At 64.1% G+C, this 26833-nt stretch carries 27 protein-coding genes; 11 read left to right on the top strand and 16 right to left on the bottom strand.

What is annotated here, in order from left to right; translation table 11 throughout:
* Positions 1 to 67 precede the first annotated feature (67 nt).
* Complete coding sequence (gene coaBC, locus NLY44_RS16885) at positions 68 to 1534, top strand: bifunctional phosphopantothenoylcysteine decarboxylase/phosphopantothenate--cysteine ligase CoaBC (protein WP_023804687.1); 1467 nt, start codon at positions 68 to 70, stop codon at positions 1532 to 1534.
* Between the two features lie 120 nt (positions 1535 to 1654).
* Here the strand turns inward: coaBC and NLY44_RS16880 are convergent, their stop codons facing one another.
* The 8 genes from NLY44_RS16880 to NLY44_RS16845 all read right to left on the bottom strand — a co-directional run bounded on the left by NLY44_RS16880 (position 1655) and on the right by NLY44_RS16845 (position 7853).
* Positions 1655 to 3091: an MFS transporter gene (locus NLY44_RS16880; RefSeq protein ID WP_023740927.1), complete on the bottom strand. Its 1437-nt coding sequence runs from the start codon at positions 3089 to 3091 to the stop codon at positions 1655 to 1657.
* A 194-nt stretch (positions 3092 to 3285) separates the two neighbouring features.
* A complete protein-coding gene (locus NLY44_RS16875; RefSeq protein WP_023671135.1) occupies positions 3286 to 3765 on the bottom strand; it encodes a DUF992 domain-containing protein in 480 nt (159 codons plus the stop codon).
* Positions 3766 to 3854: 89 nt separating this feature from the next.
* Positions 3855 to 4328 (bottom strand): DUF992 domain-containing protein, encoded by a 474-nt coding sequence (locus NLY44_RS16870; RefSeq protein ID WP_023671136.1) that lies wholly within the window; start codon positions 4326 to 4328, stop codon positions 3855 to 3857.
* Between the two features lie 258 nt (positions 4329 to 4586).
* Positions 4587 to 5441, bottom strand: coding sequence for a tetratricopeptide repeat protein (locus tag NLY44_RS16865; protein ID WP_023804688.1), 855 nt, complete (start codon positions 5439 to 5441; stop codon positions 4587 to 4589).
* 203 nt (positions 5442 to 5644) lie between these two features.
* Positions 5645 to 5923 carry a 30S ribosomal protein S21 gene (gene rpsU, locus NLY44_RS16860; RefSeq protein WP_023671138.1) on the bottom strand — a complete coding sequence of 93 codons (279 nt, stop codon included), beginning with the start codon at positions 5921 to 5923 and terminating at the stop codon, positions 5645 to 5647.
* Positions 5924 to 6099: 176 nt separating this feature from the next.
* Positions 6100 to 6486, bottom strand: coding sequence for an SET domain-containing protein (locus NLY44_RS16855; RefSeq protein WP_023671139.1), 387 nt, complete (start codon positions 6484 to 6486; stop codon positions 6100 to 6102).
* Positions 6487 to 6591: 105 nt separating this feature from the next.
* A complete protein-coding gene (locus NLY44_RS16850) occupies positions 6592 to 7350 on the bottom strand; it encodes an SDR family oxidoreductase (protein WP_023804689.1) in 759 nt (252 codons plus the stop codon).
* 134 nt (positions 7351 to 7484) lie between these two features.
* Positions 7485 to 7853 carry a YrdB family protein gene (locus NLY44_RS16845; protein WP_023683195.1) on the bottom strand — a complete coding sequence of 123 codons (369 nt, stop codon included), beginning with the start codon at positions 7851 to 7853 and terminating at the stop codon, positions 7485 to 7487.
* A gap of 202 nt (positions 7854 to 8055) precedes the next feature.
* Between NLY44_RS16845 and NLY44_RS16840 the strand changes: the two genes are divergently transcribed.
* From NLY44_RS16840 to NLY44_RS16815, 6 genes are read left to right on the top strand one after another with little or no spacing between them, the layout of a single operon-like run.
* Entirely contained in the window at positions 8056 to 9309 is a 1254-nt protein-coding gene (locus tag NLY44_RS16840; protein ID WP_023686460.1) for a sarcosine oxidase subunit beta, read from the top strand.
* Entirely contained in the window at positions 9309 to 9731 is a 423-nt protein-coding gene (locus NLY44_RS16835; RefSeq protein ID WP_023710913.1) for a hypothetical protein, read from the top strand. The genes NLY44_RS16840 and NLY44_RS16835 overlap by 1 nt, the downstream gene beginning before the upstream one ends.
* A gap of 12 nt (positions 9732 to 9743) precedes the next feature.
* A complete protein-coding gene (locus NLY44_RS16830; protein WP_023683197.1) occupies positions 9744 to 10055 on the top strand; it encodes a sarcosine oxidase subunit delta in 312 nt (103 codons plus the stop codon).
* Positions 10052 to 13045 carry a sarcosine oxidase subunit alpha gene (locus NLY44_RS16825; protein WP_023814643.1) on the top strand — a complete coding sequence of 998 codons (2994 nt, stop codon included), beginning with the start codon at positions 10052 to 10054 and terminating at the stop codon, positions 13043 to 13045. Before NLY44_RS16830 ends, NLY44_RS16825 begins: the two co-directional genes overlap by 4 nt.
* On the top strand, positions 13038 to 13622 hold the full coding sequence (locus NLY44_RS16820; protein WP_023691852.1) for a sarcosine oxidase subunit gamma: 585 nt from the start codon (positions 13038 to 13040) through the stop codon (positions 13620 to 13622). The genes NLY44_RS16825 and NLY44_RS16820 overlap by 8 nt, the downstream gene beginning before the upstream one ends.
* Before the next feature lie 52 nt (positions 13623 to 13674).
* Entirely contained in the window at positions 13675 to 13905 is a 231-nt protein-coding gene (locus tag NLY44_RS16815) for a hypothetical protein (RefSeq protein WP_023691851.1), read from the top strand.
* Between the two features lie 140 nt (positions 13906 to 14045).
* Here NLY44_RS16815 and NLY44_RS16810 read toward each other — a convergent pair whose 3' ends face one another.
* On the bottom strand, positions 14046 to 14279 hold the full coding sequence (locus tag NLY44_RS16810; protein WP_023671148.1) for a DUF680 domain-containing protein: 234 nt from the start codon (positions 14277 to 14279) through the stop codon (positions 14046 to 14048).
* A 186-nt stretch (positions 14280 to 14465) separates the two neighbouring features.
* The gene (locus NLY44_RS16805) at positions 14466 to 15110 is read right to left on the bottom strand and encodes a TetR/AcrR family transcriptional regulator (RefSeq protein ID WP_023671149.1); all 645 of its coding nucleotides are present in this window, start codon (positions 15108 to 15110) and stop codon (positions 14466 to 14468) included.
* Positions 15111 to 15438: 328 nt separating this feature from the next.
* Between NLY44_RS16805 and NLY44_RS16800 the strand changes: the two genes are divergently transcribed.
* The gene (locus NLY44_RS16800; protein WP_023710915.1) at positions 15439 to 16059 is read left to right on the top strand and encodes a hypothetical protein; all 621 of its coding nucleotides are present in this window, start codon (positions 15439 to 15441) and stop codon (positions 16057 to 16059) included.
* A 250-nt stretch (positions 16060 to 16309) separates the two neighbouring features.
* Here NLY44_RS16800 and NLY44_RS16795 read toward each other — a convergent pair whose 3' ends face one another.
* From NLY44_RS16795 to NLY44_RS16785, 3 genes are read right to left on the bottom strand one after another with little or no spacing between them, the layout of a single operon-like run.
* Positions 16310 to 17341 carry a phosphotransferase family protein gene (locus tag NLY44_RS16795; protein ID WP_023728438.1) on the bottom strand — a complete coding sequence of 344 codons (1032 nt, stop codon included), beginning with the start codon at positions 17339 to 17341 and terminating at the stop codon, positions 16310 to 16312.
* A complete protein-coding gene (locus NLY44_RS16790) occupies positions 17338 to 17853 on the bottom strand; it encodes a MaoC family dehydratase (protein WP_280790513.1) in 516 nt (171 codons plus the stop codon). The genes NLY44_RS16795 and NLY44_RS16790 overlap by 4 nt, the downstream gene beginning before the upstream one ends.
* On the bottom strand, positions 17850 to 18665 hold the full coding sequence (locus NLY44_RS16785) for an SDR family oxidoreductase (RefSeq protein ID WP_023671153.1): 816 nt from the start codon (positions 18663 to 18665) through the stop codon (positions 17850 to 17852). Before NLY44_RS16785 ends, NLY44_RS16790 begins: the two co-directional genes overlap by 4 nt.
* A 127-nt stretch (positions 18666 to 18792) precedes the next feature.
* On the opposite strand from NLY44_RS16785, the gene NLY44_RS16780 reads away from it, so the two are divergent.
* Genes NLY44_RS16780 through NLY44_RS16770 form a run of 3 tightly spaced genes read left to right on the top strand, consistent with a single transcriptional unit; the run spans position 18793 to position 21288 of the window.
* Positions 18793 to 20034 carry an acyl-CoA dehydrogenase family protein gene (locus NLY44_RS16780; RefSeq protein WP_023733516.1) on the top strand — a complete coding sequence of 414 codons (1242 nt, stop codon included), beginning with the start codon at positions 18793 to 18795 and terminating at the stop codon, positions 20032 to 20034.
* On the top strand, positions 19955 to 20239 hold the full coding sequence (locus NLY44_RS16775) for a zinc-binding dehydrogenase (RefSeq protein WP_196813644.1): 285 nt from the start codon (positions 19955 to 19957) through the stop codon (positions 20237 to 20239). Before NLY44_RS16780 ends, NLY44_RS16775 begins: the two co-directional genes overlap by 80 nt.
* An 11-nt stretch (positions 20240 to 20250) precedes the next feature.
* On the top strand, positions 20251 to 21288 hold the full coding sequence (locus NLY44_RS16770; RefSeq protein ID WP_023691846.1) for a zinc-binding dehydrogenase: 1038 nt from the start codon (positions 20251 to 20253) through the stop codon (positions 21286 to 21288).
* 180 nt (positions 21289 to 21468) lie between these two features.
* On the opposite strand, the gene NLY44_RS16765 is transcribed toward NLY44_RS16770, so the two are convergent.
* From NLY44_RS16765 to NLY44_RS16755, 3 genes are all read right to left on the bottom strand, one after another.
* Positions 21469 to 24600, bottom strand: coding sequence for an efflux RND transporter permease subunit (locus NLY44_RS16765; RefSeq protein WP_023804691.1), 3132 nt, complete (start codon positions 24598 to 24600; stop codon positions 21469 to 21471).
* Positions 24597 to 25760: an efflux RND transporter periplasmic adaptor subunit gene (locus tag NLY44_RS16760; protein WP_023804692.1), complete on the bottom strand. Its 1164-nt coding sequence runs from the start codon at positions 25758 to 25760 to the stop codon at positions 24597 to 24599. Before NLY44_RS16760 ends, NLY44_RS16765 begins: the two co-directional genes overlap by 4 nt.
* 171 nt (positions 25761 to 25931) lie before the next feature.
* Positions 25932 to 26759 (bottom strand): MurR/RpiR family transcriptional regulator, encoded by an 828-nt coding sequence (locus NLY44_RS16755; RefSeq protein ID WP_023686446.1) that lies wholly within the window; start codon positions 26757 to 26759, stop codon positions 25932 to 25934.
* Between the last annotated feature and the right edge of the window lie 74 nt (positions 26760 to 26833).

The raw sequence follows: 26833 nt of genomic DNA, 5'->3' as shown, positions 1-26833 counted from the left end.
TCGCTTGCATCGCTAGCAACTGTGGTGCTAGCGTTGCAGTCGCGCTATTGATGTCGCGGAGCAAGTCATGGGCACCATTACTGTCCGCAATCTAGCTGACGACGTGAAGCAGAAATTGCGTGAGCGCGCTGCGGCGCGCGGGGTGTCGATGGAGGAAGAGGCGCGTGATGCGCTTGCCAAAAGCGTGCTGTCGGCGGAAGCCGGCATGCCCGAGAGCGAAACCCTCTATGCAACAATCCGCCGCTTGGTTGAGCCTCATGGAGGTTTTGACATCGATCTGCCCGAGCGAGGTCAATCCACAAAAACGCACAAAACCCTCGACGGCAAGCGCATCCTGCTGATCATCGGCGGCGGCATCGCCGCCTACAAGGCGCTGGACCTGATCCGCCGGCTGCGCGAGCGCGGTGCGGCGGTGCGCGTCGTGATGACATCGGCGGCGCAGGAGTTCGTCACCACGCTTTCGGTCGGCGCGCTTTCGGCCGACCATGTCTTCAGCGAATTGTTCGACCGCAATGACGAGCACGATGTCGGCCATATCCGCCTGTCGCGCGAGGCCGACCTTCTGGTAGTGGCGCCGGCCACTGCCGATCTGATGGCCAAGCTCGCCAACGGCCATGCCAACGATCTGGCCTCGACGGTGCTGCTCGCCACCGACAAGAAGGTGCTGATGGCGCCGGCGATGAACCCGAAAATGTGGTCGCATGCCGCGACGAGCCGCAACCGGGCGACGCTCGCCAAGGATGGCATCGCCTTCGTCGGCCCGGCCAAGGGCGAGATGGCGGAAAGCAACGAGGCGGGCGAGGGCCGCATGGCCGAGCCGCTGGAGATCGTGGCAGTGATCGAGGCACTGCTCGACAGCAGGCCGAAGCCGGTGGCCGGCCGCAGGATCATCGTCACCTCGGGGCCGACGCATGAGCCGATCGACCCGGTGCGCTACATCGCCAACCGCTCTTCGGGCAAGCAGGGCCATGCGATTGCGGCAGCGCTGGCAAGACTGGGCGCGGATGTACGCCTGGTCTCCGGTCCGGTTGGCATTGCCGATCCGGCCGGCGTTGTGACGACGCATGTGGAGACCGCGGCCGAGATGAAAGCGGCCGTCGAACAGTTGTTGCCGGCGGACGCCGCGGTCTTCGTAGCTGCCGTCGCCGACTGGCGCACCGCTGGCACGGCCGGCGAGAAGATCAAGAAGGTGGCGGGCCAAGGCCCACCGGCGCTGCAAATGGTCGAAAACCCCGACATTCTCGCCAGCGTCGGTCATCACGGGCAACGCCCGGGGCTGGTTGTCGGCTTCGCCGCCGAGACGCAGGACCTGATTGCCAATGCCGAGGCCAAGCTGAAGAAGAAGGGCGCCGATTTCATTGTCGCCAACGATGTCTCGCATGAAAGCGGCGTCGGCCCCACCGGCGTCATGGGCGGCGACCGCAACAAGGTGCGCATCGTCTCGAAGGACGGCGTCGAGGAATGGCCTGAGATGGGCAAGGACGAGGTGGCGGCGCGGCTCGCCGCGCTCATCGCCGAGCGTTTGCAAGCCTGAGCGGCCGCCGGTTCCGCAATCGGGCAGGCCATGGTCTTGCAGGCAGCCTTGTGGCCGAGGGCATTTGACGCCGACAGCGCCGGCGGAATGCTGTCGCCAAATTCTCGATCCGCCGTGCCCTCAGCCTGTCGCCAATTGCGGCCGGCGTGCCGCCAAAGCCATCTTCAACGCCGCCAGGCAACCGACAATGCCAAGTGGCACGAAGGCCAGGTACAGCCAGCCGGCGACGTGCGCTGCTGCCTCGCGGTTCAGCCCGTCCGAAAAGCCGCTGGCATTGGCGATGATGCCGGCCATGGCGGCGCCCACGGCGTAGCCGATGCGCTGCATGGTCGGCACGGCGGCCGAGGCGATCGTCTGCTCGCCGTCGCGGGCCGAGGCAACGATGATGCGGGTCAGGAAGGGCCATGACACGCCGAAGCCACCGCCTTGCAACAAAGCGCAGAGCAGGATCACCGGGATCGAGCCGGCGGGGATGGCATAGGCGAAACCGGCGAGGCCGGCTGCAATCATCAGCGCGCCGATGACGAGGATCTGCCGTTCGCGCTGCAGCGGCGCATTGGCGACGGCGATCGACAGGATTGACCAGGCGATCGATTCGGCGGCGATGATGTAGCCTGTGGTCAGGATCGGGATGCCGTGCAGCGTGGTAAGCAGAAGCGGCCCGTAGATGGAAAAAGAGACTGTCGCCACCGAGAAGGCGGCAACCATGCTCATGCCGCTGCCGACCGGCGAGCGCCATGAGAACAGGCCCGACGGGAACAGTCGCGATTGCGGCTTCATGGCGTCGACGAAAACGAACAGCGCCAGGCCGGCGAGGCCGAGGACCAGCAGCAGCGACGATCGAAGCAAGGCGACGTCGACGCCTGCGGTGGCGATCAGCACGACGGCGATGGCGAGGCAGCCAAGTGCTGCAAAGGGGAAGGGCGGCGAGGTGCCGGCGGCGGCTTGCGGCTTCGTCGCTTCCGGCGTGTTCAGGACGATGAAGCTTGCCGATGCCATGGCGATGCCACCCAGCACGAAGACGCCGAAGGCCCAGCGCCAGGACAGGAGCTCGACCATGATCGCGCCGAGCATCGGGCCGCTGAAGGCGGCGACGCCCCAGATCGCCGACATGATGCCGAACAGCTGTGGCCAGATGCTGCGGTTAAACAGCCGCTCGACCGAGACGAAGGCCAGCGACACCAGCGCACCGCCGCCGAGACCCTCGACCAGACGGCCGCCAAGAAACACCGGCATGGACGGCGCGGTGGCGCAGATCAGTGCGCCCACGGCATAGAGCAGGGCGGCGACCGTGACGTTGGAGCGTAGAGCGACATAGCTGACCAGCCGCCCGGCCGCTGCGCCGGCGACAATGGCGCCGAGCTCGTAGACGGCCAGCGACCAGCCGACGAACTGCACACCGGCGAGGTCCCCGACCATGGCCGGCATGACCGTCGCCACCATCGTCTCGTTGGTGGCGTGCAGCAGGATGCCGAGGCTGATGAAGCAGAAGCGCGCGAGGTCGCCGCTTGCCCACAATGCCCGCCAGTCGACCTTGTTGCTGGTGATTTCAGTCATTCTTTTACCCTGCCTTTGCATATCTCGATGCCGGCGCATGGCGCCAGAAGCCAATGGGGGCTTTCCGGCGGGGCCATGCGCGCTGTTTCAGTCAGGCGAGTTGTAAAACCTCAAGCGCAGTTGAGCTCAAGTGGCTTTTTATCGAAGTGCAGACGGTCGAGATTGGCCGGAAACCTCTCCGCTTGATGCGCCGGTCAGTTCTCAATGCTGCGCAGCTGAAACTGGCTGACGCCGATGGCAATGTTGATACCGGTCTGCGTCTGCAGGCTGAGCGGCTGCAGAGTGAAGGCCTGCGAGGAGCCGCCGACCAGGAGATTGGCGCCGGCGCCGACCGCCGCGGTCACTTCGGCGCTGGCGCCGATATAGTCGCCGGCCAACGCGCCGGGCGCATAGATGTTCCTCAGCGGCGTCAGCACCAGCCATTGCATGACGGTCTGCTTGGTGGTGCCGATGTCGAGCCCGTATTTGTTGACGGCGCCGAAATAGGCTTCCGGCGAAAAGCTCTTGTCGGCCGGCGTGAAGGTGCAGCTCAGATCCTTGCTGGAGCCGAAGATGAAGCCGGTGCCGCCGCCGATGGCGCAATCGAGCACACCGAGTTCGATACCCTGGCCTTGCGCTTGGGCCTGGGCGGTACAGATGATGGTGATAGCGGCGGCGATGGCTGGTTTCAGCACGGCGGATCCCCCAAAAAGCATGCGGCGCGAAACAGTAACCTGTTCCGCGCCGCGCGTAGAGGGATCAGTCGATCCTTATTTGCCGATGCTTATTTGAACGAGTGGATCAGCTCCAGGGAGGTCACGGCGACCGCTACATTGACGCCGGTCTGCGCCTGGACGCTGAGCGGCTCCAGCACAAAGGCGCCGTCCAGCCCGCCGACCAGCAGATTGGCGCCGCCGCCGGTCACCACGCTCGCCTCGGCGTTGACGCCGTAATAATGGCCGGCAAGGTCGCCCTCGTCATGGCCGCGGGTGGCGGCCAGAACCGCCCACACCAGCTGGCCCTGATGCGTCTGGCCGAGATCGACGCCGAGCTTGGAGATCATCCCCGTGTATTTCTCGGACGGCCCATGGTGATAAGGACGGAACGTGCAGTCGACGCCCTTGTTCGACGTGATGACGTAACCGACGCCGCCGTCGATGGTGCAATCGAGCGTGCCGAGCTGAAGCTTGCCGGCGCTGGCGGGAACGGCAAGCAGCGTCGTGGCAAGTGCCGCGGCACAGATGATTTTCTTGATCATGGGTCAGTCCTTTCGAAAAATGCCTTCAACAACGGTTGAATGGCCCGGAGCGTTCCGCTGAAAACTTGGCGCGATCAAGGCAGGGGTTAACGCTTTGCCCCCGGTGGTTAAGATTGGGTGATAGTGGGGTTTTCTGGATACGCATCCCTAGCGGAAGCGCTCTGCGCTTTCCCGGGGAGAAACCGCTCAAGCGGGGCACTGCATCAGGAATGGAACGTTGTTATAAAAGGCCGCGGATGGCGGCGCGCCGGCTGCATCTCAGCCGGCGGTGGCGCCCGATGTGCGCGACAGGCCGTCCTTGGCCGGCTGGTAGGTCGGGTCGAGATGGACGGCTTCGCGGTAGGCCTTCGAGGCCTTGACCTTGTCGCCGCGGCGCTCGTAGATCAGCGCCTGGTTGGACCAGGCTTCGGCGTTCTTGCCGTCGAGCTTGATGGCCATGTTGAAGTCGGAGAAGGCGTTGTCCTCGTCATTCATGGCGAGATAGGAGAGGCCGCGGCCGTTGTAGGGTTCGGCGGCGTCCGGCGCCAGCGAGATGGCGGTCGAGAAATCCTCGATGGCAAACTTGTGCTGGCCCTGGCTTTGATAGATCAGGCCGCGATTGTGGTAGGCGCGGGCATCCGTGGTGTCGAGCTGGATCGCCTTCTGGAAATCGTTGAAGGCCTGCTGGGTCTGGCCTGCCTTGCGATAAAGGTTGCCGCGGCCGATATAGGCGGCGTCATAATTTGCATTGATCTGGATCGAGCGGTTGTAGTCGGCAAGGGCGGCCGCCTGGTTGCCGAGGAAGCGCTGGATCAGCGCCCGGTTCGAATAGGCCTGGTAGAAATTCGGGTTGAGCTGGATGGCGGTGTCGAAATCCTTCAGCGCCGCCTGATACTGGCCGCCACGGCCATAGGCCGAGCCGCGCACATTGTAGCCTTCCGGATCCTGCGGATTGCGCTGGATCACCGCCGACAGCGAGGAGATGTTCTCGCTCGAGCCTTGCGCCTTGTCGATGTTGTTGAATTCGCCGGTCGGAACGCTCTGGCAACAGGCAAGCACCAGGCCGGACATCAGGGCTGCCGCCAGGGCCAAACCGCGCATTGTGGTTCTGCGCTCTACGCCGATTGCGTTCATGTCTGCCCTGTCCTCACTTCAGCCTCGCCGTCCAGGTCCCCCTCCGGGCCGGGTCACAGATTCTCGTAACAAAATCTAGAACGCCGTTTGCGCGTTCAAGGGAACGGCCTCCAACAGAATGGCGGCGCTCCAAACAAAAAGGTGGCGGCGATTCCGCATCGCGCCACCTCTGAGTATCCTTCGAAAAGGACGAAAAATTGGCGTCAGAACCGCGGCGGACGCGGAGCACCACCAGGACCACCGGCGGCGCCGGCAGCAACCGGGCGCGGCGTCATCGGCAGCAGGCCTTCGCGCTGGGCGCGCTTGCGGGCCAGCTTGCGGGCGCGGCGAACGGCTTCGGCCTTTTCACGGGCGCGCTTCTCGGAAGGCTTCTCGTAATGGCCGCGCATCTTCATTTCGCGGAAAATGCCTTCGCGCTGCATCTTCTTCTTGAGAGCGCGAAGCGCCTGATCAACGTTATTGTCGCGGACGAGTACCTGCACGGGCAATCCTGTCTTTCGGGTTTGATATCAACAGGCAAGTGACCATAGCCACATGCCTCCGCGGCGCTTTACACCACGAATTGTGGCGGCTGATAGCAGAATCAGGCCGCGCTGTCCACACTGGAAATGAAGGACAACCGCCAATTTGCCACGGCAGCCCCGAGATAGGGCGCCAACTAGGCGCTGGCCAGATGGAGCCGTGCGAAATCCTCGAAGAATTCGCCGTAATCGCAGGTAATTTCCTCGCCGGCTGATATATCTCGAGTGGCGGTGGCGCCGCCATATTGCGAAAAATCCGTGTTCGGCCGCTCGGCGTGGTTCATGAAGCGGCCATTATCGACTTCATAGACCATGAAGCCGGGACGGTCGGGGCTCGGATAGGCATAGCGGTCGAGCAATTCCTTGAGGTGCGGCGGCGCCGCCTCGTATTTGTCCATCGGGATCAGCCGGTCGAAATCCGGATCGAGCCGCCAGATCGAGGCGCCCTTCCTGATCGGCTCGGCGGCGAACACGCCGACGCCTTCGATTGCGCTCTGGGCGACATAGGTCCTGATCAGCAGCATGTCCGTCCTCCTCACCCGAAACCGAATCGCCAAATCGCGTGGAAAAAGCAAGTCCGGTTTCGGGGTCTATGGCTGATCGGCGCGGGCGATGACCCGCGAAATGCTTCACGTCCGGGTGATCGAGACGCCGCCATCGGCAAACAGCGCCGATCCTGTGGTGAAGCTCGACGCATCCGATGCCAGGAAGAGCGCAGCGCGGGCGATCTCTTCAGGCACAGCGACACGTTTCAAGGCATGCAGGTTTTCCACGAAAGCGCGTGATTCCGGCGTCTTGAATGTTGCCGACGGCGTGTGGGTGCCACCCGGCATCAGCGCGTTGACCCGCACCCCCCTGGGGCCGTATTCGGCGGCCAGCACCTGCGTCAGGCCGATCAGTCCGGCCTTGCTCGCGGCATAGCTGGTCATGCCCGGCATGCCGACTGTGTGACCGACGAAGGTCGAGGTGAAGATCAGCGATCCGCCGCCACGTTCGACCATCGCCGGCACCTGGTATTTCGCGCCGAGAAAGGCGCTGGTCAGATTGGCGTCGAGCGTCTCGCGCCATCCGTCCAGCGACAGTTCCGAAATCGGACCCATCGTTCCGACGGAGCCGACATTGTTGAAGGCGATATCGAGCCCGCCGAATTTTTCGACGGCGAGATCGACGAGGGCTTTTGCATAGACTTCGTCGCGGACATCGCCGGCAAGCGCGACTGCCGTGCCGTCGGCATCCTCGATTTCGACGACCAGCGCATCGAGTTCGGCCTGGCGGCGGGCGGCGATGACGACCCTGGCGCCTTCTTCGGCGAAGAGTTTTGCGGTGGCGCGGCCGATGCCGGAACTGGCGCCGGTGACGATCGCTATTTTACTGGTGAGTACGAACATTTTCTTACATCCTTTCATCGCGCCGGCTGTGCCGGCAACCGGGATGTTGATCGCAGTTCGGGACGGTGCTAGCCACCCGATACGTGCTCGACTTGCTGAATGGCTTCGCAGCGGCACAAGCGCCGCGCGCCGGACTATTGCTTCAGCAGCCAGCCGAGGCGGTCGAGCGAAAATGCGTAGCTGATGGCGATGAGCAGCGTGATGACAACGCCCGTGGTTGTGTGACCGGCGGCATAGAATCCGGCTGCACCGCCAAACAGGATGGCCAGTTCAAGCACCAGCCTGACTGCGCCTGGTACAGGAACCGGCGCGCGTCCGGACCGGCTTGGGTCGCCGCGCACCGCGAAGGTTCCCCACAGCGCAGCTGCAATGAACGGCAAGGCCAAGGCGAGGACCCAGCGCCACCATCCGCCGGAGAGGCTCCAGCCGGCAAAGCCGAGGCCAAGCAAGGCGGCAAGTTCCAGCAGGAAACGCAACGTCAGATTCCACCAGGCGTTGCCCATATCCGTCCTCCAGAGTCTCGCGATCGCCAGTGTGTCCGAACGCAGCCATGCCTGCCAGCCCGGGCAGGTCTTTTCCACCGCGGCGCAAAACGGCAAGCGCCGTCGCAAACAGCGCAAGGATGGAAGCGCCGTTTCGCTAGTGATACACCTCGCGCGCCGGGGCTGCGTAAAATACCCCACCGCCATTTGCGAGGCTGGAACGTTGAAAAAATATTCGGTATTCGCCATCGCCCGCGAGGCCATGCGCGGCCACAAGGGCTGGGAGGAACAATGGTCCTCGCCGGAACCGAAGAAGGAATATGACGTCATCATCGTCGGCGCCGGCGGTCATGGCCTGGCCACCGCCTACTATCTCGCCACCGTGCACGGCATCACCAATGTCGCGGTGCTGGAAAAGGGCTGGCTAGGCGGCGGCAACACCGGGCGCAACACCACCATCATCCGCTCCAACTATCTCTATGACGAGAGCGCCGGCATTTACGACCATGCGCTGAAGCTGTGGGATGGGCTCTCCCAGGAACTCAACTACAACGTCATGTATTCGGCGCGCGGCGTCATGATGCTGGCGCACAATGTGCACGACATCCAGGTGCTGAAGCGCCATGTCCACGCCAACCGTCTCAACGGCATCGACAATGAATGGCTGACGCCTGAGCAGGCGAAGGAATTCTGCCCGCCGCTCAACATTTCCAGGCAGGCGCGCTATCCCGTCGTCGGCGCCGCCTTGCAGCGGCGAGGCGGCACGGCGCGTCACGATGCGGTGGCCTGGGGCTATGCGCGCGGCGCTTCGGCGCGCGGCGTGCACATCATCCAGAATTGCGAGGTCACCGGCGTCAAGCGGGCGGCCAATGGCGCGGTCATGGGCGTCGACACGACGCGCGGCTTCATCGGCGCCAAGAAGGTCGGCGTGGTGGCTGCAGGCCACTCCTCTGTGATCATGAACATGGCCGGCGTGCGCATGCCGCTGGAAAGCTATCCGCTGCAGGCGCTGGTGTCGGAGCCGGTCAAGCCGGTGGTGCCGTGCGTGGTTATGTCGAACACGGTGCACGCTTATATCTCGCAGTCCGACAAGGGCGAGCTGGTGATCGGCGCCGGCACCGACCAGTATGTCTCCTATTCGCAGACCGGCGGCCTGCATATCCTGCAGCACACGCTCGACGCCATCTGCGAGATGTTCCCGATCTTCACCCGCATGAAGATGCTGCGCTCGTGGGGCGGCATCGTCGACGTGACGCCCGACCGTTCGCCGATCCTGGCCAAGACGCCGGTATCAGGCCTCTACGTCAATTGCGGCTGGGGCACGGGCGGCTTCAAGGCAACGCCCGGCTCAGGCCATGTCTTTGCCCACACGATTGCCAAGGACGATCCGCATCCTATCAACGCGCCCTTCACCATCGAGCGCTTCCGTACCGGCCGCCTCATCGACGAGGCAGCGGCGGCGGCGGTGGCGCACTGATGATGGTGGAGTTGGCTGTAGCGGTGCCGCTGGTGCTGGCGGGGGAGCAGGACCTGTTCCATTTTCCGTCACCGGACGAGGTGCGGACGCAGCCGATCAGCCGCGCCGGCAACGAAGCCAATTGGCCGTTTTCGATCGACGCCGGCATTCTGGCATGCGTGTGGAGTGGTGGCCAGAAGGTGGTCATCTTCATGGAGAACAGGCCCTCCGATCTCGGCGAGGACGACACATTCGAGCCGCGCAGCGTCATCGTGACGACCGATCCGTTTCAGCTCACGATCGGCAACATGGCGTATCGCGAGCTGTTTCGCCCCGCCGCAAGCGTGGAGGAGCGCATTCGGCTCGTCGCGCCTTTTGCGGCGATGGGCCAGAGGCTTTGCAACCAACCGGCCGGCGCGCATGTCGGCCACGGCGAATTGTAGGAACAAACGATAATGCTTCTCATCCGCTGCCCCTATTGCGAGGAAGAGCGCCCGGAGCTCGAGTTCCGTAACGCCGGCGAGGCGCATATTGCGCGTTCGGCCAACATGGCGGGCGAGAGCGACGACGACTTCGAAAAGTTCTTCTTCATCCGCTCGAACCCCAAGGGCATCATCTATGAGCGCTGGCGCCACATCCATGGCTGCGCGCGTTTCTTCAACGCGGTGCGCGACACCGTCACCGACAAGTTCGTCATGACTTACAAAGCCGGCGAGCCGAAACCGTCCAAGCTGCCCAAAAACTCCAACGAAATGGCTTCCAAATGAGCGGCGCGTTCCGCATTCCGAGCGCCGGCCGTCTCAGCCAGGCCAAGACCGCGCGGTTCTCTTTCGACGGCCAGTCTTACACCGGCATCGAAGGCGACACGCTGGCCTCGGCGCTGCTTGCCAATGGCGTGCATCTGGTGGGACGTTCGTTCAAGTATCACCGTCCGCGCGGCTTCCTGTCGGCCGGAGCGGAAGAGCCAAATGCGCTGGTCGAGGTCAAGCGCGACGCGGCACGCAAGGCGCCCAACATCCGCGCCACGGTGCAGGAGCTCTATGACGGGCTCGTCGCCAACTCGCAAAACCGCTGGCCGTCGCTCGCCTTCGACGTCGGCGCGGTCAACGATCTGGCATCGCCGCTGTTTTCGGCCGGTTTCTACTACAAGACCTTCATGTGGCCGAAGGCGGCCTGGAAGAGTCTCTACGAGCCGAAGATCCGCGCCGCGGCGGGTCTCGGCGTTTCGCCCGACAAGCCAGATCCCGACCATTATTCCTCGCGCTATGCGCATTGCGACGTGCTGGTGCTGGGCGGCGGTGCGGCCGGCATCGCGGCAGCGCTTGCCGCTGCCGAAACCGGCGCGCGTGTCATCCTCGTCGACGAGCAGGCCGGCTTCGGCGGCAGCCTGCGTTTCGAGAGCGGCGCCAGGATAGACGGCCATGACGGCTTTGGCTGGGCGCAAGCAGCGGTAGCCAAGCTTGCCGCCATGGACAATGTCCGTGTGCTCTCGCGCACGACGGCGTTCGGCTATTACGCGCAGAATTTCGTCGGCCTGGTCGAGCGGGTCAGCGACCATCTGCAAAACCCCGGCCACGATTTGCCGCGCGAGCGCCTATGGCAGGTACGCGCCAAGCGCGTGGTGCTGGCGACCGGCGCCATCGAACGCCATATGGTGTTTGCCGACAATGACCGGCCCGGCATCATGCTGGCCTCGGCGGCGCGGACTTATCTCAACCAGTACGGTGTCGCGGTCGGCAAAAATGTCGGCGTCTACACCGCCAATGACTCGGCCTACTCCGCCGCGATCGACCTGAAGAAGGCCGGCGTCAACGTGGCGGCGATCGTTGACCTGCGCGACCATCCGACCGGACCTGTGATCGACGAGGCGAGGGCGCTCGGGATCGAGGTCAATTTCGGCCGCGCGGTGATCCGCGCCGGCGGCAAGTTGCGCGTGACCTCGATGACGGTGCAGCCGAAGAATGGGGGCGGCGAGCGCACCATTCCGGTCGACGCCATCCTGATGTCGGCCGGCTGGACGCCGTCGGTGCATTTGTTCTCACAGTCGCGCGGTAAGGTCGCCTTCAATGACGAGACCAAGCGCTTCGTGCCGGGCATCTATGCGCAGGACTGCGTTTCGGTCGGCGCCTGCAACGGTACGGATGGGCTCTCGGCGTCGATCGACGAAGCCTATGCGGCCGGCGCCAAGGCGGCGAAGGATGCGGGCGGCAAAGTGGCCAAGGGCGTTAAGCCGAAGGTCGACGCGTCGGAAAGCTGGTCGCGCGGCATGCTGGGCGCGGCGCCCGGCGCCGGGCCGGACAAGACGGTCAAGGCCTTCGTCGATTTCCAGAACGACGTCACCGCCAAGGACATCCGCCAGGCGGTGCATGAAGGCATGCGCTCGATCGAGCACGTCAAGCGCTTCACCACCAACGGCATGGCGACCGACCAGGGCAAGACCTCCAACATGCACGGCCTGGCGATTGCCGCCGAGACGCTGGGCAAGCCGATCCCCGAGGTCGGGCTGACCACGTTCCGCGCACCCTATACGCCTGTCACTTTCGGCGCGATCGTCAGCCATTCGCGCGGTCCGCTGTTCGACCCGACACGCAAGACCGCGATCCATCCCTGGGCGGAAGCTCAAGGCGCGGTGTTCGAGGATGTCGGCCAGTGGAAGCGCGCCTGGTATTTCCCCAAACCCGGCGAGGACATGCACAAGGCGGTCGACCGCGAATGCGTCGCTGTGCGCAGCAATGCCGGCCTGTTCGATGCCTCGACGCTGGGCAAGATCGAAGTGGTCGGACCGGATGCGGCCAGGTTCATGGAACTGCTCTACACCAATCCATGGGAGAAGCTGGAACGCGGCCGCTGCCGCTATGGCATCATGCTGCGCGAGGACGGCTTCATCTATGATGACGGCGTCGTCGGCCGACTGGCGCCGGATCGTTTCCATGTGACGACGACAACCGGCGGCGCGCCGCGCGTCATGAACCACATGGAGGACTATCTCCAGACCGAGTTCCCGCATCTCAATGTCTGGCTGACGTCGATCACCGAACAATGGGCGGTCATCGCCGTGCAGGGGCCGAAGTCGCGCGACATCATTGCACCGCTGGTCGAAGGCGTCGACATGTCGGACGAGGCGCTGCCGCATATGTCGGTGCGCGAAGGCAAGATCTGCGGCGTGCCGACCAGGCTGTTTCGCATGTCGTTCACCGGCGAGCGCGGTTTTGAAGTCAACGTGCCGGCCGATCACGGCCAGGCCGTCTGGGAAGCGCTGTGGGCCGAGGGCCAAAAGCATGGCGCGACTGCCTACGGCACCGAGGCGATGCACGTGCTGCGCGCCGAAAAGGGCTACATCATCGTCGGGCAGGACACGGACGGTACGGTGACGCCGAACGATGCCGGGCTCGACTGGGCGGTCGGCAAGAAGAAGACCGATTTCGTCGGCATTCGCGGCCTGACGCGGCCCGATCTGGTCGCCAAGGGCCGCAAGCAGCTGGTCGGCTTGAAGACCAAGGACCCGAAAGTGGTGCTTGAGGAAGGCGCGCAGATCGTCGCCGACCCGAAGCAGGCGATCCCGATGAAGATGATCGGTCACGTCACATCCAGCTACTGGTCGGAAAATTGCGGTCGCTCGATCGCGCTGGCGCTGGTTGCCGGCGGGCGCGACCGGATGGGCGACACGCTCTATGTGCCGATGCCGAACGGGATGATCGAAGTGGAGGTTACCGGCATGGTGTTCTTCGACGAGACGGGAGGGCGCCTCAATGGCTAAGGCTGCTGCAAAGAAGACGGCCCCAGCTGCAGCGCCGTCGGTCGAGCGCCGCCCGGCCCTGGCTGAACGCGTCGTTTCCGCAACGGATGTCAAGGTCGAGGTGCTGCCGCCGGCGGAGCGCATGTCGCTGCGCGCGCCGGAGGCTTCCGTCGCGGCGCTGTCGAAGGCGCTCGGCCTGACCTTGCCGAAGCAGCCGAAAACTTCGGCGTCGAAGACAGGGCGCACGGCGCTGTGGCTTGGCCCTGACGAGTGGCTGGTTATCGATGAGGCTGGCAAGGATCCGCTGGCCGATCGTGCTGGGGTTGCCGCATTGCATTCGGCGGTCGGCATCTCGCACCGCAACGTCGCCTTCGCCGTCACCGGCCCGGCGGCTGCCGCCGCGATCAATGCAGGCTGCCCGCAGGATTTGTCGCTCGAGGCTTTTCCGGTGGGCGCGGCGTCGCGCACCATTCTCGGCAAGTGCGAAATCCTGCTGTTGCGCACGGCAGCCGACGCTTTCCGGGTCGAGTGCTGGCGTTCCTTCTCGGACTATGTCTTTACTTTCCTGTCGGAAGCAGCCAGCGACGCGGCGGCGTAGGAACGTTTGACGGGTCAAGCCGTTCTGCTTCCCCCATCAGGGAGAACATACGATGCCGTCGAAAGCGCCGCCGAAGTCAGCTGGCAAGACGTCCGCCGTGCGCTCACTCGAACATGAGCAGCATCACGAGGTGACTGCCGAAGAAGAGGAACTCGAGGAAGGCCTCGAGGACACGTTTCCGGCCAGCGATCCGGTGTCGATCACCTCGACCGCCATCCCAGGCGCGCCGGCAAGACCCGGCAAGGCCAAGACGGTGCCGGGTCGCAAACCGCGCAAGAAATAACCCGTTCGGCTACGCCAGGTTTGAACTCAGGAAAAGCCGGCTTGCGCTGAGGAAATGGGGGCGCTGAGGAAAAAACGGGCGGCCGGGATTATCCTGCCGCCCTTAAATTAATCGTTGTGCTGTGGTCGAGCCCGATCAACTTAGAACGTGCTCGGCACGATCCATGGGTTGATCTCGATGCCGAGACGCGGGCTCTTGGCCTTGACGTCGGACTTTTCGACCGAGCCGGTCACGGCGCAATCGAGCTTGGCATTGGTCGTGGTGTCGACGCAGGTGGCGGCGGGGGCCTGCTTGGTCGAGTGTGTGTTGTTGGCGGCGAAAGCCGAGCCGGAGAGAGCCAGCACGGTGGCGAGAGCGAGAAGGGTCTTGTTCATGTCTGTCTCCATCGGTTAAATTCTTTTCGTACATGTACGATACAACGTACACATACGCCCACCGAGATGGGTTTTCAAGTCGAAAAGCGTACGCGTACGACAAATTTTTTTGAATGCCGAAAATTGCGGCGCACTGACACAGCCGAAGCTGTCAGGCCGGACGTTGAATTGGAGGGGCGGGGATGCTCAGCAGTCGACCGGGGTCTCGGTCAGCGGCGGCACATTCTGAGTGCTGAGCGTGGCGAGTGTGAAATCGCACATCCGCGTCACGAAAGCCTGCGGATCCCCGAAGGGGTAGAACGGGAACGTGATCAAAAGCGAGATGGTGCCGTGGCCGACTGCCCAAAGCATGGTGGCGATGGCGCGCGGATCGCCCTGCAGCTTGCCTGCAGCAACGCAGGCCTCGACCCTGGATATCAGCGCTTTCATCGCCGGGTTGGCCTCTTCCATGTCCTCATAGCTTCTGCCTTCCGGCAGCTTGGTCTTTTCGGTCATGAACACGGTGCGGTATTCGTTGGGGTTGCCGAGCCCGAAGGCGGCATATTCGGTCATCACCGCACGCAAGGCCTCGATCGGATCGTCGGAAGGATGCTCCTCGATGCGGCGGGCAAGTGTTTCGAAGGCATCCTCGGCCAGCGCAAACAGGATGTCTTGCTTGTCGGCGAAGTAGGAATAGACCGACATCGGAGCATAGCCGACCCGCTTGGCCAACTTGCGGATGGTCAGGCCTTCATAGCCCTCTTCCTTGACGAGCTTGTGGGCTGCGTCGAGCAGTTCGGAACGCAGTTCGGCCTTTTGTTTCTCGCGGCGTTTCTGAACGCTCAGTGGCAAGATCCGGTGCCTTTGGTTGGTTGTGCATGACTGAATATATACGCTGTACGGAAACGGGCAAGGGCGCTGTCAGGGACATCAAAAAGCGACCTCAAGCTTTCTCTCGAATAGTCGTGCCCGTCTGGTCCATTTCGCCGGCATCTATGTCACAGCATGTGTAACCTGGGCGCACGCAGGCAACATCGGACTGTTACAAACAAAGCCTATTTGGCGGCTCTGCGAGAAATTTCGGTTTTCGGGGGCCTCTATGGCTGCGATAGAGCTTTCGTCCGGGCTGCCGGGCGCACATCCACTTTCTCATGGCGCAAGGCTGGCGCTCAGGCGAGTCGTGATAGTCGCATGGCTGGCGATCGCAATCGGCTTCGCCATGGAAGCGCTTATTCTGACTGCCGGATTTGCGGCAGGTTCGCACCCGGCCCCGACCCAGGTTCTGATAGACTTGGCGCAAGGCGTGACCTGGTCATTCTTCGTCTGCGCCGGCGTCAGCCTCGGCACGGCGATCACCAAGGTGCGAGCCTCGCTTGGCGGCCTTATCGCCATGATCTCGGGGCCGCTGGCCATGGGCATCGCCAAAGGTACGCAAAAGGTGATGGTGAGCGCGCTTGATGTATCGGCAAAGCCCGTGATCCTGTCGCTCACCACGCTCGGTATGTTGCGGGCGATCGAGTATGGCTTGCTGGGCTGGATGCTGGCTTCGCTGGCATCCAAGGAAAAACCTCGCTCGCTGCATTTCATGCTGGCGGGTGCCTTGGCCGGCGCGGTGTTCGGCGGCGGGATCACGGCGCTGACGATCGAGACCGCCGCAGCCAAGGACATTGCGCTGGCATTGCCGCAGGCTGTCGCCACCGGCCTCATTGAGATCGTGTTTCCGATCGGATGCTCGCTGGTCGTCTACATCGCCCTGCAAGTCAGCCGGCACATGAAGTTCATTTCCAGCGATGCGCGCTAGAGCCGGATGATTTCAGGTCGAATTGACCTGAATCTGAATCCGGCTCTAAATCAAATAGATAGAGCATGATGTCGTCCGAAAACCGCTTCACACTTTTCGGCATCATGCTCTGTCTACAGACGGTGATCGGTTTGCGTCCTGTTTCCAGGCCGGTTGCCACCGCCTCCGTGTGGGCTTGCTCCCCGGTCGGGGAACGGAACTGATCCGATCTGTCATCAAATCGCGCCGACCACACTATCTCATTGTCTACTCAGGTTCGGTCGATCAGCTTGGCGGCAAGGTGCGACAGCAGCTTCACCGCTTCGCCATAGGTCCTGGCCTTTTCGGGATTGGAGGCGTTGCCGTCGAGCGCCCGTTTGTAGACGCCCTGACAGATGGCCGCCAAGCGGAAGAAGGAGAAGGCGAGGAAGAAGCTCCAATTGTCGATGCCGCCCAGCCCGCGCCGCCGGCAATAGGCGGCGACGTACGCGTCCTCGGAAGGAAGGCCGAGGGCGGCGCGGTCGACGCCGCCAAGACCGCGAAAGCCCGAGGCGTGCGGCAGGCGCCATTGCATGCATTGATAGGCGATGTCGGCGAAGGGATCGCCGAGTGTCGACAGTTCCCAGTCGAGCACGGCCAGCACTTTCGGCTCATTGTGCGCGAAGATCATGTTGTCCAGCCGGTAGTCGCCATGCACGAGAGATTTTCGGCCGTCATCGGCCGGAATATGCGTCTCCAGCCACGCGATCAGCAGGTCCATGTCGGCGACCGTGCCGGTCTCCGAGGCGCGGTACTGGCTGGTCCAGCGTGCCAGCTGGCGTTCGAAGTAATTGCCGGGTTTGCCGAAATCGCCGAGCCCGACCGCCTCGACATCGACGTCGTGCAGGGCGGCCAGGGTGGCGTTCATGGCATCGTAGAGGGCGGCGCGCTCATCGTTGCCAGCGGCCTCCGGCACTGCCGGATCCCAGAAGATGCGGCCGTCGAGAAAATCCATGACGTAGAACATGCGGCCGATCGGCGTCGCCTCCGCCGACAGATGCAGCATCGCCGGCACCGGCACGGCGGTGCCGGCCAGCGCCTTCATGACCGTGAATTCGCGGTCGACCTGATGCGCCGATTTCAGCAACTGGCCCGGCGGCTTGGCGCGCAGGACATAGCGGCCGCTGGCCGCGGTCAGCAGATAGGTCGGGTTCGACTGGCCGGATTTGAATTTTTCGATTGCGGAAAGCCGTGCAAAACCAGGGATGTGCGCCTCGAGGTAAGGGGCTAGCGCTGTCTGGTCGAGCGTATTGGCGTCGCTCATGCGGTCTCCGGCTCACGCTCGATCAGCGTCAGCGTCAGCCAGCGCGCGGTCAGCGCCGGCTTCTTCGAGCCTTCGATCTCGATGGTCACGTCATGCGCCGTCTGCACCCAGCCCGACGGCCTGACCTTGACGTCGGCCAGCACGAAGCGGGTGCGGATGCGCGCGCCGGTCTTCACCGGCGCCAGGAAGCGCAGCGAATCGAAACCGTGGTTGACGCCCATCTTGCCCTTTTCCAGCGGCGGCATGGTCTCGAAGGTCATCGCCGAGAGCAGCGACAACGACAGGAAGCCATGCGCGATGGTGCCGCCGAACGGCGTCTCGTTTTTGGCCCGCTCGGGGTCGCAATGGATGAACTGGTGGTCGTCGGTGGCGTCGGCGAACTGGTCGATCATGGTCTGTGTGACCTCGCGCCATGGCGAGACGCCGACTTCCTTGCCGACGCTGGCCAGAAGCACATCGAGACTGATCGGTTCCACTGCGGTGTCCTCCCCTTGCCGCCGACCGCGGCTCATTCCTTGAACAATGTCAGCCCATGCTGCACCGACTGCCCGCCGTCGATCGGCAGGATGGCGCCGGTGACATAGGAACCGGCACGGCTGCACAAATAGAGCGTTGCGCCGCCGATGTCATCCGCCACGCCGATACGGCCGATGGGGACATGGCTGCCGACATGTCTGGCCTTTTCTTCGGTGCCGGTGGCAAAGGCGGTCATCCGGCTCTGGAAGGGGCCGGGGGCGAAGGCGTTGACGGTGATGCGCCGCGCCGCGAGTTCGATCGCCAGCGTGCGCGTCAGGTGGTGAACGGCGCCCTTGGACGCGGTGTAGGAATAGGCGTCGTCGGCCAGCGGCTGCGTGCCCATCACCGAGCCCAGGTTGATGACGCGGGCCGGATCGGCATCGCTCGCGGCGGCTTCCAGCAGCGGCAGCAATTCGCGCGTCAGATGGAAGACGGCGGTGACGTTGACGGCGAACACCTTGGCCCAGCCGCTATAGGGAAAATCCTCCAGGGAGGCACCCCAGGATATGCCGGCATTGTTGACCAGAATATGCAGCTTCTCGGTGCGCGCCTTGACCTCGCCGACCAGCGCGGCAATGCCTGCTTCGCTCGAGACGTCACCGGCAAAGCCTTCGGCACTGCCGGAGCCGCCGAGCCCGTTCAACTCAGCGGCGACCTTGATGCAATCCTCGCCCTTGCGTGAAGCGATCATCACGGTGGCGCCGGCTTGGACCAAAGCGGTCGCCACCATGCGGCCGATGCCGGTCGCGGCTCCCGTCACCAGCGCTGTCTTGCCGGCGACTGAGAACAGTTCTTCCAGATAGCTCATCGGAATTCCTCCGCGCTTTTCTGCTCACGGTCCGGGGCGAAAGGGGCTCGCGTTGACAAGGCTACCCGAAGTACGGTCATCCTTGCCACGGGTAAAGTGCCCAGATGCGTGAAAGGGTTGGAGACCGATGGCGGACATGAATCTCGGCATGACCGAGCGGCTGAAGCCGATCCACGCCCGTGTCGCCGCCATGGTGCGCGATGAGATCATGCCGCTCGATCATGATTTTTTGAGTGAGGTCGGCAAGGGCGGCGACCGCTGGGTCTACACCGCGCGGCAGACCGAGATCCTCGAGGGATTGAAGAAGACGGCCAAGGAGCGCGGCCTGTGGAATTTCTGGCTGACCGGGTCCGAGCGCGGCTATGGTCTCTCGACGGTCGAATACGCCTACCTCGCCGAGGAGATGGGCAAGGCGCATCTCGGCGCCGAGACCTTCAACTGCTCGGCGCCCGACACCGGCAATATGGAGGTGCTGGAGCGCTACGGCTCGGACGACCACAAGCAGGCATGGCTTGAGCCGCTGCTCGAGGGCAAGATCCGCTCGGCCTATCTGATGACCGAGCCGGACGTCGCTTCCTCCGACGCCACCAACATCGCCATGCGCTGCGAACGGCGAGGCGACGACTATGCACTCAACGGTGAGAAATGGTGGGCGTCGGGGGCCGGGGACCCGCGCTGCGCCATCTACATTGTCATGGTCCGCACCGGCGGCGAAGCCGAGCCGCAGCACCGCCGCCATTCGATGATCCTGGTGCCGTCCGACACCAAGGGCGTGATCAAGCTTCGACCGATGCAGGTCTATGGCGATGACGACGCGCCGCACGGCCACATGCACCTCCGCTTCGACAATGTCAGGGTATCGGCCGGAAACCTGATCCTCGGCGAGGGCAGGGGGTTCGAGATCGCGCAGGGGCGGCTCGGCCCCGGCCGCATTCACCATTGCATGCGCGCCATCGGCCAAGCCGAAATGGCGCTGGAGCTGCTGTGCCAGCGCTCGGTGCGCCGCGAGGCCTTCGGCCAGCCATTGGCCAAGCTCGGCGCCAATTTCGATATCATCGCCGAGTGCCGCATGGAGATCGAGATGGCGCGGCTGCTCTGCCTCAAGGCGGCGTGGATGATCGACCAGGGCGATGCGCGCGCAGCCGCGCCCTGGATCAGCCAGATCAAGGTCATCGCACCGCGCGTCGCGCTCAAGGTCACCGACGAGGCCGTGCAGATGTTCGGGGCGCAAGGCATCAGCCAGGACACGCCGCTGGCACGCTCATGGACGCATCTGCGAACCCTGCGCCTTGCCGACGGGCCGGACGCGGTGCACCGCCGGCAGGTGGCGCGTACGGAACTCAGGAAATACACGCAGGAAAAGGTCTGAGCGGATGAAGGCCATTATCGCCCGCGATTTCGCGCCGCTCGACCAGCTCGTCCATGCCGACAATCTGAAGGCGCTGGTCGGCTGGCATCTCGCCGGCAAGGTTCGGCCGGCCATCGAAGGCACTTATCCGCTGGCCGATGCCGCCGCCGTGGTGACGCGCGTGCTTGGCCGTGGCGCATCCGGCAAGCTCATCCTCAAACTGTAAGGAGCCCCGCCATGGCGATCCCCTCAGACATGAAAGCACTGCTGCTGACCGGCGACGGCTACACCAGGACGCCCTCCGGCAGTGCGCTGGAGGCGATGGAGCCGTATCTCAAGCTTGGCAGCATCGGCGTGCCGACGCCCGGACCGAGCCAGGTTCTAATCAAGGTCAGCCTCGCCTCGATCAACCCGTCCGACGTCATGTTCATCAAGGGCCAGTACGGTCAGCCGCGCGCCAAGGGCCAGCCGGCCGGCTTCGAGGGTGTCGGCACGGTCGTTGCCAGCGGCGACGAGCCCTATGCGAAAAGCCTGATCGGCAAGCGCATCGCCTTCACCACCGGCGTCACCAATTGGGGCGCGTGGGCGGACTATGCAGTTGCCGAAGCTGCCGGCTGCATTCCGCTGCTCGACACGGTCCGCGACGAGGATGGCGCGGCGATGATCGTCAACCCGCTCACGGCGCTCGCCATGTTCGACATCGTCAAGGAGACGGGCGAAAAAGCCTTCATCATGACCGCCGGCGCCAGCCAGCTTTGCAAGCTGATCGCGGGTCTCGCCAAGGAGGCTGGGTTCCGGCCGATCGTCACCGTACGCCGCGACGAGCAGATTCCGCTGTTGAAGGAGATCGGGGCTGCCCATGTGCTCAACGAGAAGGCGCCGGATTTCAAGGCAGCACTACGCGATGTGGTCAAGGCCGAGCAGCCGCGCATCTTCCTCGATGCCGTGACCGGGCCGCTGGCCTCGGCGATCTTCGACGCCATGCCGAAGCGCTCGCGCTGGATCATCTATGGACGGCTCGATCCGGACACCACTGTCATCCGTGAGCCCGGCCAGATGATCTTCCAACACAAGCACATTGAAGGCTTCTGGCTGGTCGAATGGATGCGCCAGTTCCGCGACAAGCGCGGCCCGGCGATCATGGAAGCACAGAAGCGCTTTTCGGATGGGCGCTGGTCAACCGACGTGACGGCGGTGCTACCGCTGGATGAGGCGATGGCGAAGGCCCCGGCGGAGCTGGCCAAGCCGAACGGGAAGGTGTTTATTAGGCCGTGACTTTCTACCCTCCCCCTTGTGGGGAGGGTCGACGAAAGAGCAATTTTGCTCTTTCGTCGGGGTGGGGGTTTTGGCTCCTACCTCTGTTATTCGCGGGAGCGCTGCACCGACGTTAGTTGGCGCTGCACCCCACCCCGGACCTGCGGTCCGACCCTCCCCACAAGGGGAGGGTAAGCGGAGCTATTCCGCCGGCTCGACATTGGCGTACGCCGCTTCCTCAAGCTCCCGCTTCAGCCTCGCTTCCTCATGCGCCTTCGGCGTGACGAAGCGGCCGAGCAGGAGGTAGGCGACCGGGGTCAGGAACAGCGTCGAGACGGTGGCGAGACCCAGCCCGCCGACGATGACCCAGCCGAGCGCGATGCGCGCTTCGGCACCGGCGCCGGCGGCCAGCACCAGCGGGACCCCGCCGAGGATGGTGCAGATCATCGTCATCATCACCGGCCGCAGGCGGATGATCGAGGCCTGCTCGATCGCCTCGCGCACGCCGAGGCCGCGGTCGCGCAGCTGGTTGGCGAATTCGACGATGAGGATGCCGTTCTTGGCCATGACGCCGACCAGAAGCACGAGGCCAATCTGGCTGTAGGCATTGAGGCTGGTGCCTGACAAAAGCAGCGCAAAGATTGCGCAGGCAAGGCCGAGGGGGACCGTCGCCATGATGATGACGGCGCTGACGAAGCTTTCGAACTGGGCGGCGAGCACCAGGAGGATGATGACCAGCGCGAAGCCGAAAATGGTGATCATGGCGCTGTTGGTCTCGCCGAGCGTCGCGGCTTCGGCCAGCGGCAGGACGCGGCTGCCCGGCGGCAGCAGCGGGGCGGCGATCTGCTCGGCAACGCCGAGCGCGTCACCCAGTGCGAAATTGCCGTTCAGGTTCGAGGTGATCGCCACAGAAGGCTGCTGCTGTTCGCGGGTCAGCGACGGCGGCACGGCGCGCTCGGTCAGCGTGGCGATGGTCGACATCGGCACGAAGCGGCCGTCGGCGGTCTTCAGGAAGATGTTTTCCAGATCGGTCGGATCATTGATCGGGTTGGTGGTCGAGACCAGCTTCACGCCATAGCTGCGGTCGGCGATGTAGACATCGACGACATCGTTGCCGTCGAGCATCGCCTGCAAGGTGTTGGCGAGCCCTGATATGTCGATGCCGAGATCGGAGGCGCGCTCGCGGTCTATGGCGACAGCCAGCTGCGGCTGCGTCGGGTCGATGGAAAGCCGCGGCGTCTGGAAGCGCGGATCGGCCTGCATCCGGGCGATGATCTTGACCGCCGCGTCGCCGAGCGCCTTGCGGTCGTTGCCGACCAGCGCGAATTGCAGGCCGTTGCCGGCGCCGCGAATGCCGAGGCTATTGGCCTGCACCGGGAAGATGCGCACGGATGGCACCTGCCGGGTCAGCTGGCTTATCTGCGCCATGATCTCCTGCTGGCTGCGCGTGCGCTCGTCCCACGGCGCCAGCGTCATCACCATGAAGCCGGAATTGTAGGCGCCGTTCTGGCCGGCGTTTTCGAAGGTCGAGACGATCTCGCCGGAATCGCGCAGCGGCTGGATCAGCCTCTCGATCTTCTGCATCTGCTGCGTGGTGTAATCGAGGCTGACGCCTTGCGGCGCGTTGATGCGCAACAGCACGACGGCGCGGTCCTCGCTCGGCGTCAGTTCCTGGCGGATGGTGCCGAACAGGCTGAAGGCGACGCCCGCAAACAGCACCGCAACCAGCAGCACGATCCACGGCGCGCCGAGGCAGGCATGCAGGGCGCGCTTGTAGGCCGCGTTCAGCGCGCCACCGACGCGCGCGCCAATGCCGTGACCGCCTTCATGGTGGAGCGATGCGCCGGTCAACATGCGCGAGGCCAGCATCGGGCACAGCGTCAGCGCCACCACGCAGGAGAGCAGCACCGACATGGCGAGGACGAAGCCGAATTCGCGAAACAGGCCGCCGGTCTGTCCCGGCAGGAAGGAGATCGGCACGAAAACGGCAACGAGCGTCAGCGTCGTGGCGATGACTGCGAAGAACACTTCTTGGGCGCCGAGCACGGCGGCGGCACGAGGCCCCATGCCTTCGTTGCGCCGTCGCACGATGTTTTCCAGAACGACGATGGCGTCGTCGACGACAAGGCCGGTTGCCAGCACCAGCGCCAGAAGCGTCAGGATGTTGATGGAGAAGCCGGCGAGATAGATGGCGGCGATGGTGCCAATCATGGCGACCGGCATTGACAGACCAGGGATCAGCGTCGCGCGCCAGTCGAGCAGGAAGATGTAGATGACGATCAGCACCATGGAGATCGACAGGCCGAGCGCGATCTCGACCTCGTGCACGGCGCCGTTGACGAAGACTGCGTCGTCGCTGGTGATCTTGATCGACATGCCCTTGGGCAGGTTTTCCTGCAGCTTGGCGACGGCTGCCTTCACTCCGGTGGAAATATCCAGCGTGTTCGATTCCGCCTGGCGGATGATGCCAAGGCCAATGCCGGTCTTGCCGTCGGAGCGCAACGAGGTCTGGCCGATGTCGGGACCGAGCGTGACGGTGGCGACGTCGCGGATGCGCGTCGTGCCGCCGATGATGATGTTTTCGAATTCTTCCGGCGTCGTCACATCGGCCGTGGTGCGGACGATGAGATCCTGGTTGGTGGTGGTGATCGAACCGGCTGGTGAATCGAAAGCGACCGAGGCAAGCGCTGCCCTCAGATCGGCGACAGTGAAGCCGAGGCTGGCGAGCTTGTTCTGGTCGACATCGATGCGGAAGATCTTGTCGCGGTCGCCATAGACCTGAACGTCGGCGACGCCGGGCACGGCAGCCAGTTCGTCCTCGATCTGGTCCTGGACAATCACCGTCATGTCCTGCACCGACATGGTGTCGGAGGTGACGGCCAGTCGCATCACGGCATCGGAATTGGCATCGGCCTTGACGATGCGCGGCGGATCGGCGGTGTCCGGTATCATGTTGGCGACACGGCCGACCGCGTCGCGCACGTCGGAAGCGGCGACGTTCAAATCGACGCCGTCGTTGAACTCGATGGTGACGCGGCTCTGGCCGAAGGACGAGGTCGACGAGATCGACTTGACGCCGGATACGCGCGCGACCGCACCCTCGATGGTGTCGGTCAGTTCACGGTCGACGGTTTCGGCGGCGGCACCCTCGAAAGCCGTCGACACGGTGACCACGGCGCGGTCGACATCGGGGAGTTCGCGGATTTCGACGCCGTAGAAAGCGGCAAGGCCGGCCACTGCGATCAGCGTGTTCAGCACGAAGGCCATAACCGGCCTGCGGATGAAGAGTGCGGTGAAGCCGGTTTCGCTGGCGGTGCTGACGGGTGCAGTCATGAGCCTTCGGCAGCTTCCGCGGCGCGCTGATCCTGGCCGGCGATGCGGACCGCGCCGCCTTCGCTGACGCTCTGGGTGCCTTCGGTGACGACCATGTCGCCATCCTCGATCTCAGCGTCGATCAGCACCGTCTCAGTGTTGCGCTGGATGATGCGCACGGGAACGCGCCTGGCCTTGCCGTCCTCGACCTGCCAGACATAGGCGCCGTCGGAACCCCACAGGATTGCCAGCGGGCTGACGGCCGGATAGGTGTCGCCGGGGAAGCGCATGGTGATGCCGAACGACATGCCGGCGCGCAGCGAATCCGCCGGATTGGCGATTGCAGCCTTGACCAGCAGGGTGCGGCTCTTTTCGTCGATGTGGTTGTCGATGGCCGACACGGTGCCGGTATAGGCCTTGCTCGGATTGGCGATCGGCGTCGCCGACAGTTGCGCGCCGACCTTGACGGCGGCGGCGAAGCGCTCGGGCACCAGGAAATCGACCAGGATGGAGGAGCGGTCGTCAAGCGTGGCGATCGCCGACTGGCTGGTGACGTAATTGCCGGCCGATATCGGCAGGATGCCGACCGTGCCGGCGATAGGGGCGACGATCGAACGACGCTGCAAGGCGAGTTCGGCATCCTGCAGCGCCAGTTTGGCGCCGGCCAGCACCACTTGGGCATCGGCGACGGCGACCGGGGTCGCGGCGTTGGAGGCCCTCAATGATTTCACCCGCTCGAGCTTGTCCTGGGCATCCTGCAAGGCGAGCTTGGCACGATCCTGCGAGATCACCTCGGTCTCGGAATCGAGAACAGCGATGATCTGCCCCTTGTCGACGCGGGTGCCGGACTGAACGAGGAATTCAACCAGCCGGCCGGAGCTGTACGGGTTGACCGTCACCGAGGCGTTGGCGCGGCCGGTGCCGATCGCCTGCAGGCGATCGTTGATGGTGGCGGTGGCCGCAGGCAAGGCGACGACATTTGCCGGGCGGCCGGCAGCGTTGCGACCGCCTGCCTGTTTTGTCGTGTCGACCGCACCGGTTGTGGCGGGCGCCGAAGCATAGGTCCAGTCGATACCCCAGCGTGCCAGAACCTCCGGCGCGCCCGGGAAGAATCGCGCCCAGGCGAGGACAGCCGCGACCAGGATCACAAGCGCAAAAACGATCTGTTTCCAGGCGACCATCGACACTCCGGTTGGCAAAACGTCTACCGGTTTCACCAAGCAAAAAAACGCGCAGCGACGCACCCGGTATGTGCGAAGCCGCCGCAATATCATGGCTTTATGGCAATTCTGCCGCTTCCATGCACATTAAATCTGCGTAATTTTGCGCACCTGCGGCCGGGATTGAGCGTGTCAGCGCAGGCTTTCCAGGTCGCGGATGCGCTTGGCGCTGTCGGCCTCGAGCTGCCTGGTGACAGCGCCGATCAGCGTCTCGGCGACAACGAACAGAGCGGCGGAAGAGTCCCACGCCGAAGGCACGGCGGTGCGTCCTGCAATGACATGGCGGGCGAAGCGGGCGATCGGCGATAGCCACTGGTCGGTGAACAGCACGATCTGTACGCCGCGCTGATGCGCGGTCTCGGCAAAGCGTACCAGACTGTCCTGGTAGCGCCTGATGTCGAAGATCACCAGCACGTCGCGCTTGCCCATGTCGATCAGCCGGTCGCGCCAGATGCTCTCCTGACCGGCGAGGTGATAAACGTCGGGCTGGATGATGGCGAGGTGGGCGGCCATGTAGCGCGCCAACGGATCGGTGAAGCGGCCGCCGATCAGGAATGTCTTGCCGCGCCGTTCGGCGAGCCTTTCGGCGATGTCGGCAAGCTGCCTGTCGGACAGATGCCTGAAGGTCTCGCGCATATTGTCCAGCGTCGCCTCCAGCATTGGCGACACGGCACTGCTGCCCGGTGAGGCCGGATTGAGCGTGCGCGATGCCGGCGACTGCAATTGCGCCGCCAGTTCGTCCTGCAGCGCCGACTGGAATTCGGGATAGTTCTGGAACCCCAGCCTGGAGACAAAGCGCAGGATGGTCGGCGACGATACGCCGGCGGCGGTCGAGAACTCGGCGACCGTCTTCAGCCCGATCAGCGGATAGTTGGCAATCAGCGTTTGCGCGGCGCGGCGCTCGCCGGCCGGCATCGTGCCGATGCGGTCCGAAATCAGTTCGGCAATGCTGGAAATCATCGTTTTCCCCACCCCTGAGCCCGTCCAGACCGCTTCCCCGAAATCGCGTTTGACAAAGCCGGACAAACTGTATG

The sequence above is a fragment of the Mesorhizobium sp. C089B genome (genome assembly GCF_030323125.1).
Classification (GTDB): Bacteria; Pseudomonadota; Alphaproteobacteria; order Rhizobiales; family Rhizobiaceae; genus Mesorhizobium.
This window is presented reverse-complemented; position numbering and strand designations above follow the sequence as displayed.

Bases quoted from the DNA above. Each gene is read 5' to 3' on its own strand.
- coaBC (WP_023804687.1), top strand. From the start codon at position 68: ATGGGCACCATTACTGTCCGCAATCTAGCTGACGACGTGAAGCAGAAA.
- NLY44_RS16880 (WP_023740927.1), bottom strand. From the start codon at position 3,091: ATGACTGAAATCACCAGCAACAAGGTCGACTGGCGGGCATTGTGGGCA.
- NLY44_RS16780 (WP_023733516.1), top strand. From the start codon at position 18,793: ATGGCGGACATGAATCTCGGCATGACCGAGCGGCTGAAGCCGATCCAC.
- NLY44_RS16770 (WP_023691846.1), top strand. From the start codon at position 20,251: ATGGCGATCCCCTCAGACATGAAAGCACTGCTGCTGACCGGCGACGGC.
- NLY44_RS16795 (WP_023728438.1), bottom strand. From the start codon at position 17,341: ATGAGCGACGCCAATACGCTCGACCAGACAGCGCTAGCCCCTTACCTC.
- NLY44_RS16815 (WP_023691851.1), top strand. From the start codon at position 13,675: ATGCCGTCGAAAGCGCCGCCGAAGTCAGCTGGCAAGACGTCCGCCGTG.
- NLY44_RS16865 (WP_023804688.1), bottom strand. From the start codon at position 5,441: ATGAACGCAATCGGCGTAGAGCGCAGAACCACAATGCGCGGTTTGGCC.
- NLY44_RS16755 (WP_023686446.1), bottom strand. From the start codon at position 26,759: ATGATTTCCAGCATTGCCGAACTGATTTCGGACCGCATCGGCACGATG.
- NLY44_RS16845 (WP_023683195.1), bottom strand. From the start codon at position 7,853: ATGGGCAACGCCTGGTGGAATCTGACGTTGCGTTTCCTGCTGGAACTT.
- NLY44_RS16855 (WP_023671139.1), bottom strand. From the start codon at position 6,486: ATGCTGCTGATCAGGACCTATGTCGCCCAGAGCGCAATCGAAGGCGTC.
- NLY44_RS16810 (WP_023671148.1), bottom strand. From the start codon at position 14,279: ATGAACAAGACCCTTCTCGCTCTCGCCACCGTGCTGGCTCTCTCCGGC.
- NLY44_RS16870 (WP_023671136.1), bottom strand. From the start codon at position 4,328: ATGATCAAGAAAATCATCTGTGCCGCGGCACTTGCCACGACGCTGCTT.
- NLY44_RS16835 (WP_023710913.1), top strand. From the start codon at position 9,309: ATGATGGTGGAGTTGGCTGTAGCGGTGCCGCTGGTGCTGGCGGGGGAG.
- NLY44_RS16850 (WP_023804689.1), bottom strand. From the start codon at position 7,350: ATGTTCGTACTCACCAGTAAAATAGCGATCGTCACCGGCGCCAGTTCC.
- NLY44_RS16830 (WP_023683197.1), top strand. From the start codon at position 9,744: ATGCTTCTCATCCGCTGCCCCTATTGCGAGGAAGAGCGCCCGGAGCTC.
- NLY44_RS16790 (WP_280790513.1), bottom strand. From the start codon at position 17,853: ATGAGCCGCGGTCGGCGGCAAGGGGAGGACACCGCAGTGGAACCGATC.
- NLY44_RS16785 (WP_023671153.1), bottom strand. From the start codon at position 18,665: ATGAGCTATCTGGAAGAACTGTTCTCAGTCGCCGGCAAGACAGCGCTG.
- NLY44_RS16765 (WP_023804691.1), bottom strand. From the start codon at position 24,600: ATGACTGCACCCGTCAGCACCGCCAGCGAAACCGGCTTCACCGCACTC.
- NLY44_RS16825 (WP_023814643.1), top strand. From the start codon at position 10,052: ATGAGCGGCGCGTTCCGCATTCCGAGCGCCGGCCGTCTCAGCCAGGCC.
- NLY44_RS16760 (WP_023804692.1), bottom strand. From the start codon at position 25,760: ATGGTCGCCTGGAAACAGATCGTTTTTGCGCTTGTGATCCTGGTCGCG.
- NLY44_RS16820 (WP_023691852.1), top strand. From the start codon at position 13,038: ATGGCTAAGGCTGCTGCAAAGAAGACGGCCCCAGCTGCAGCGCCGTCG.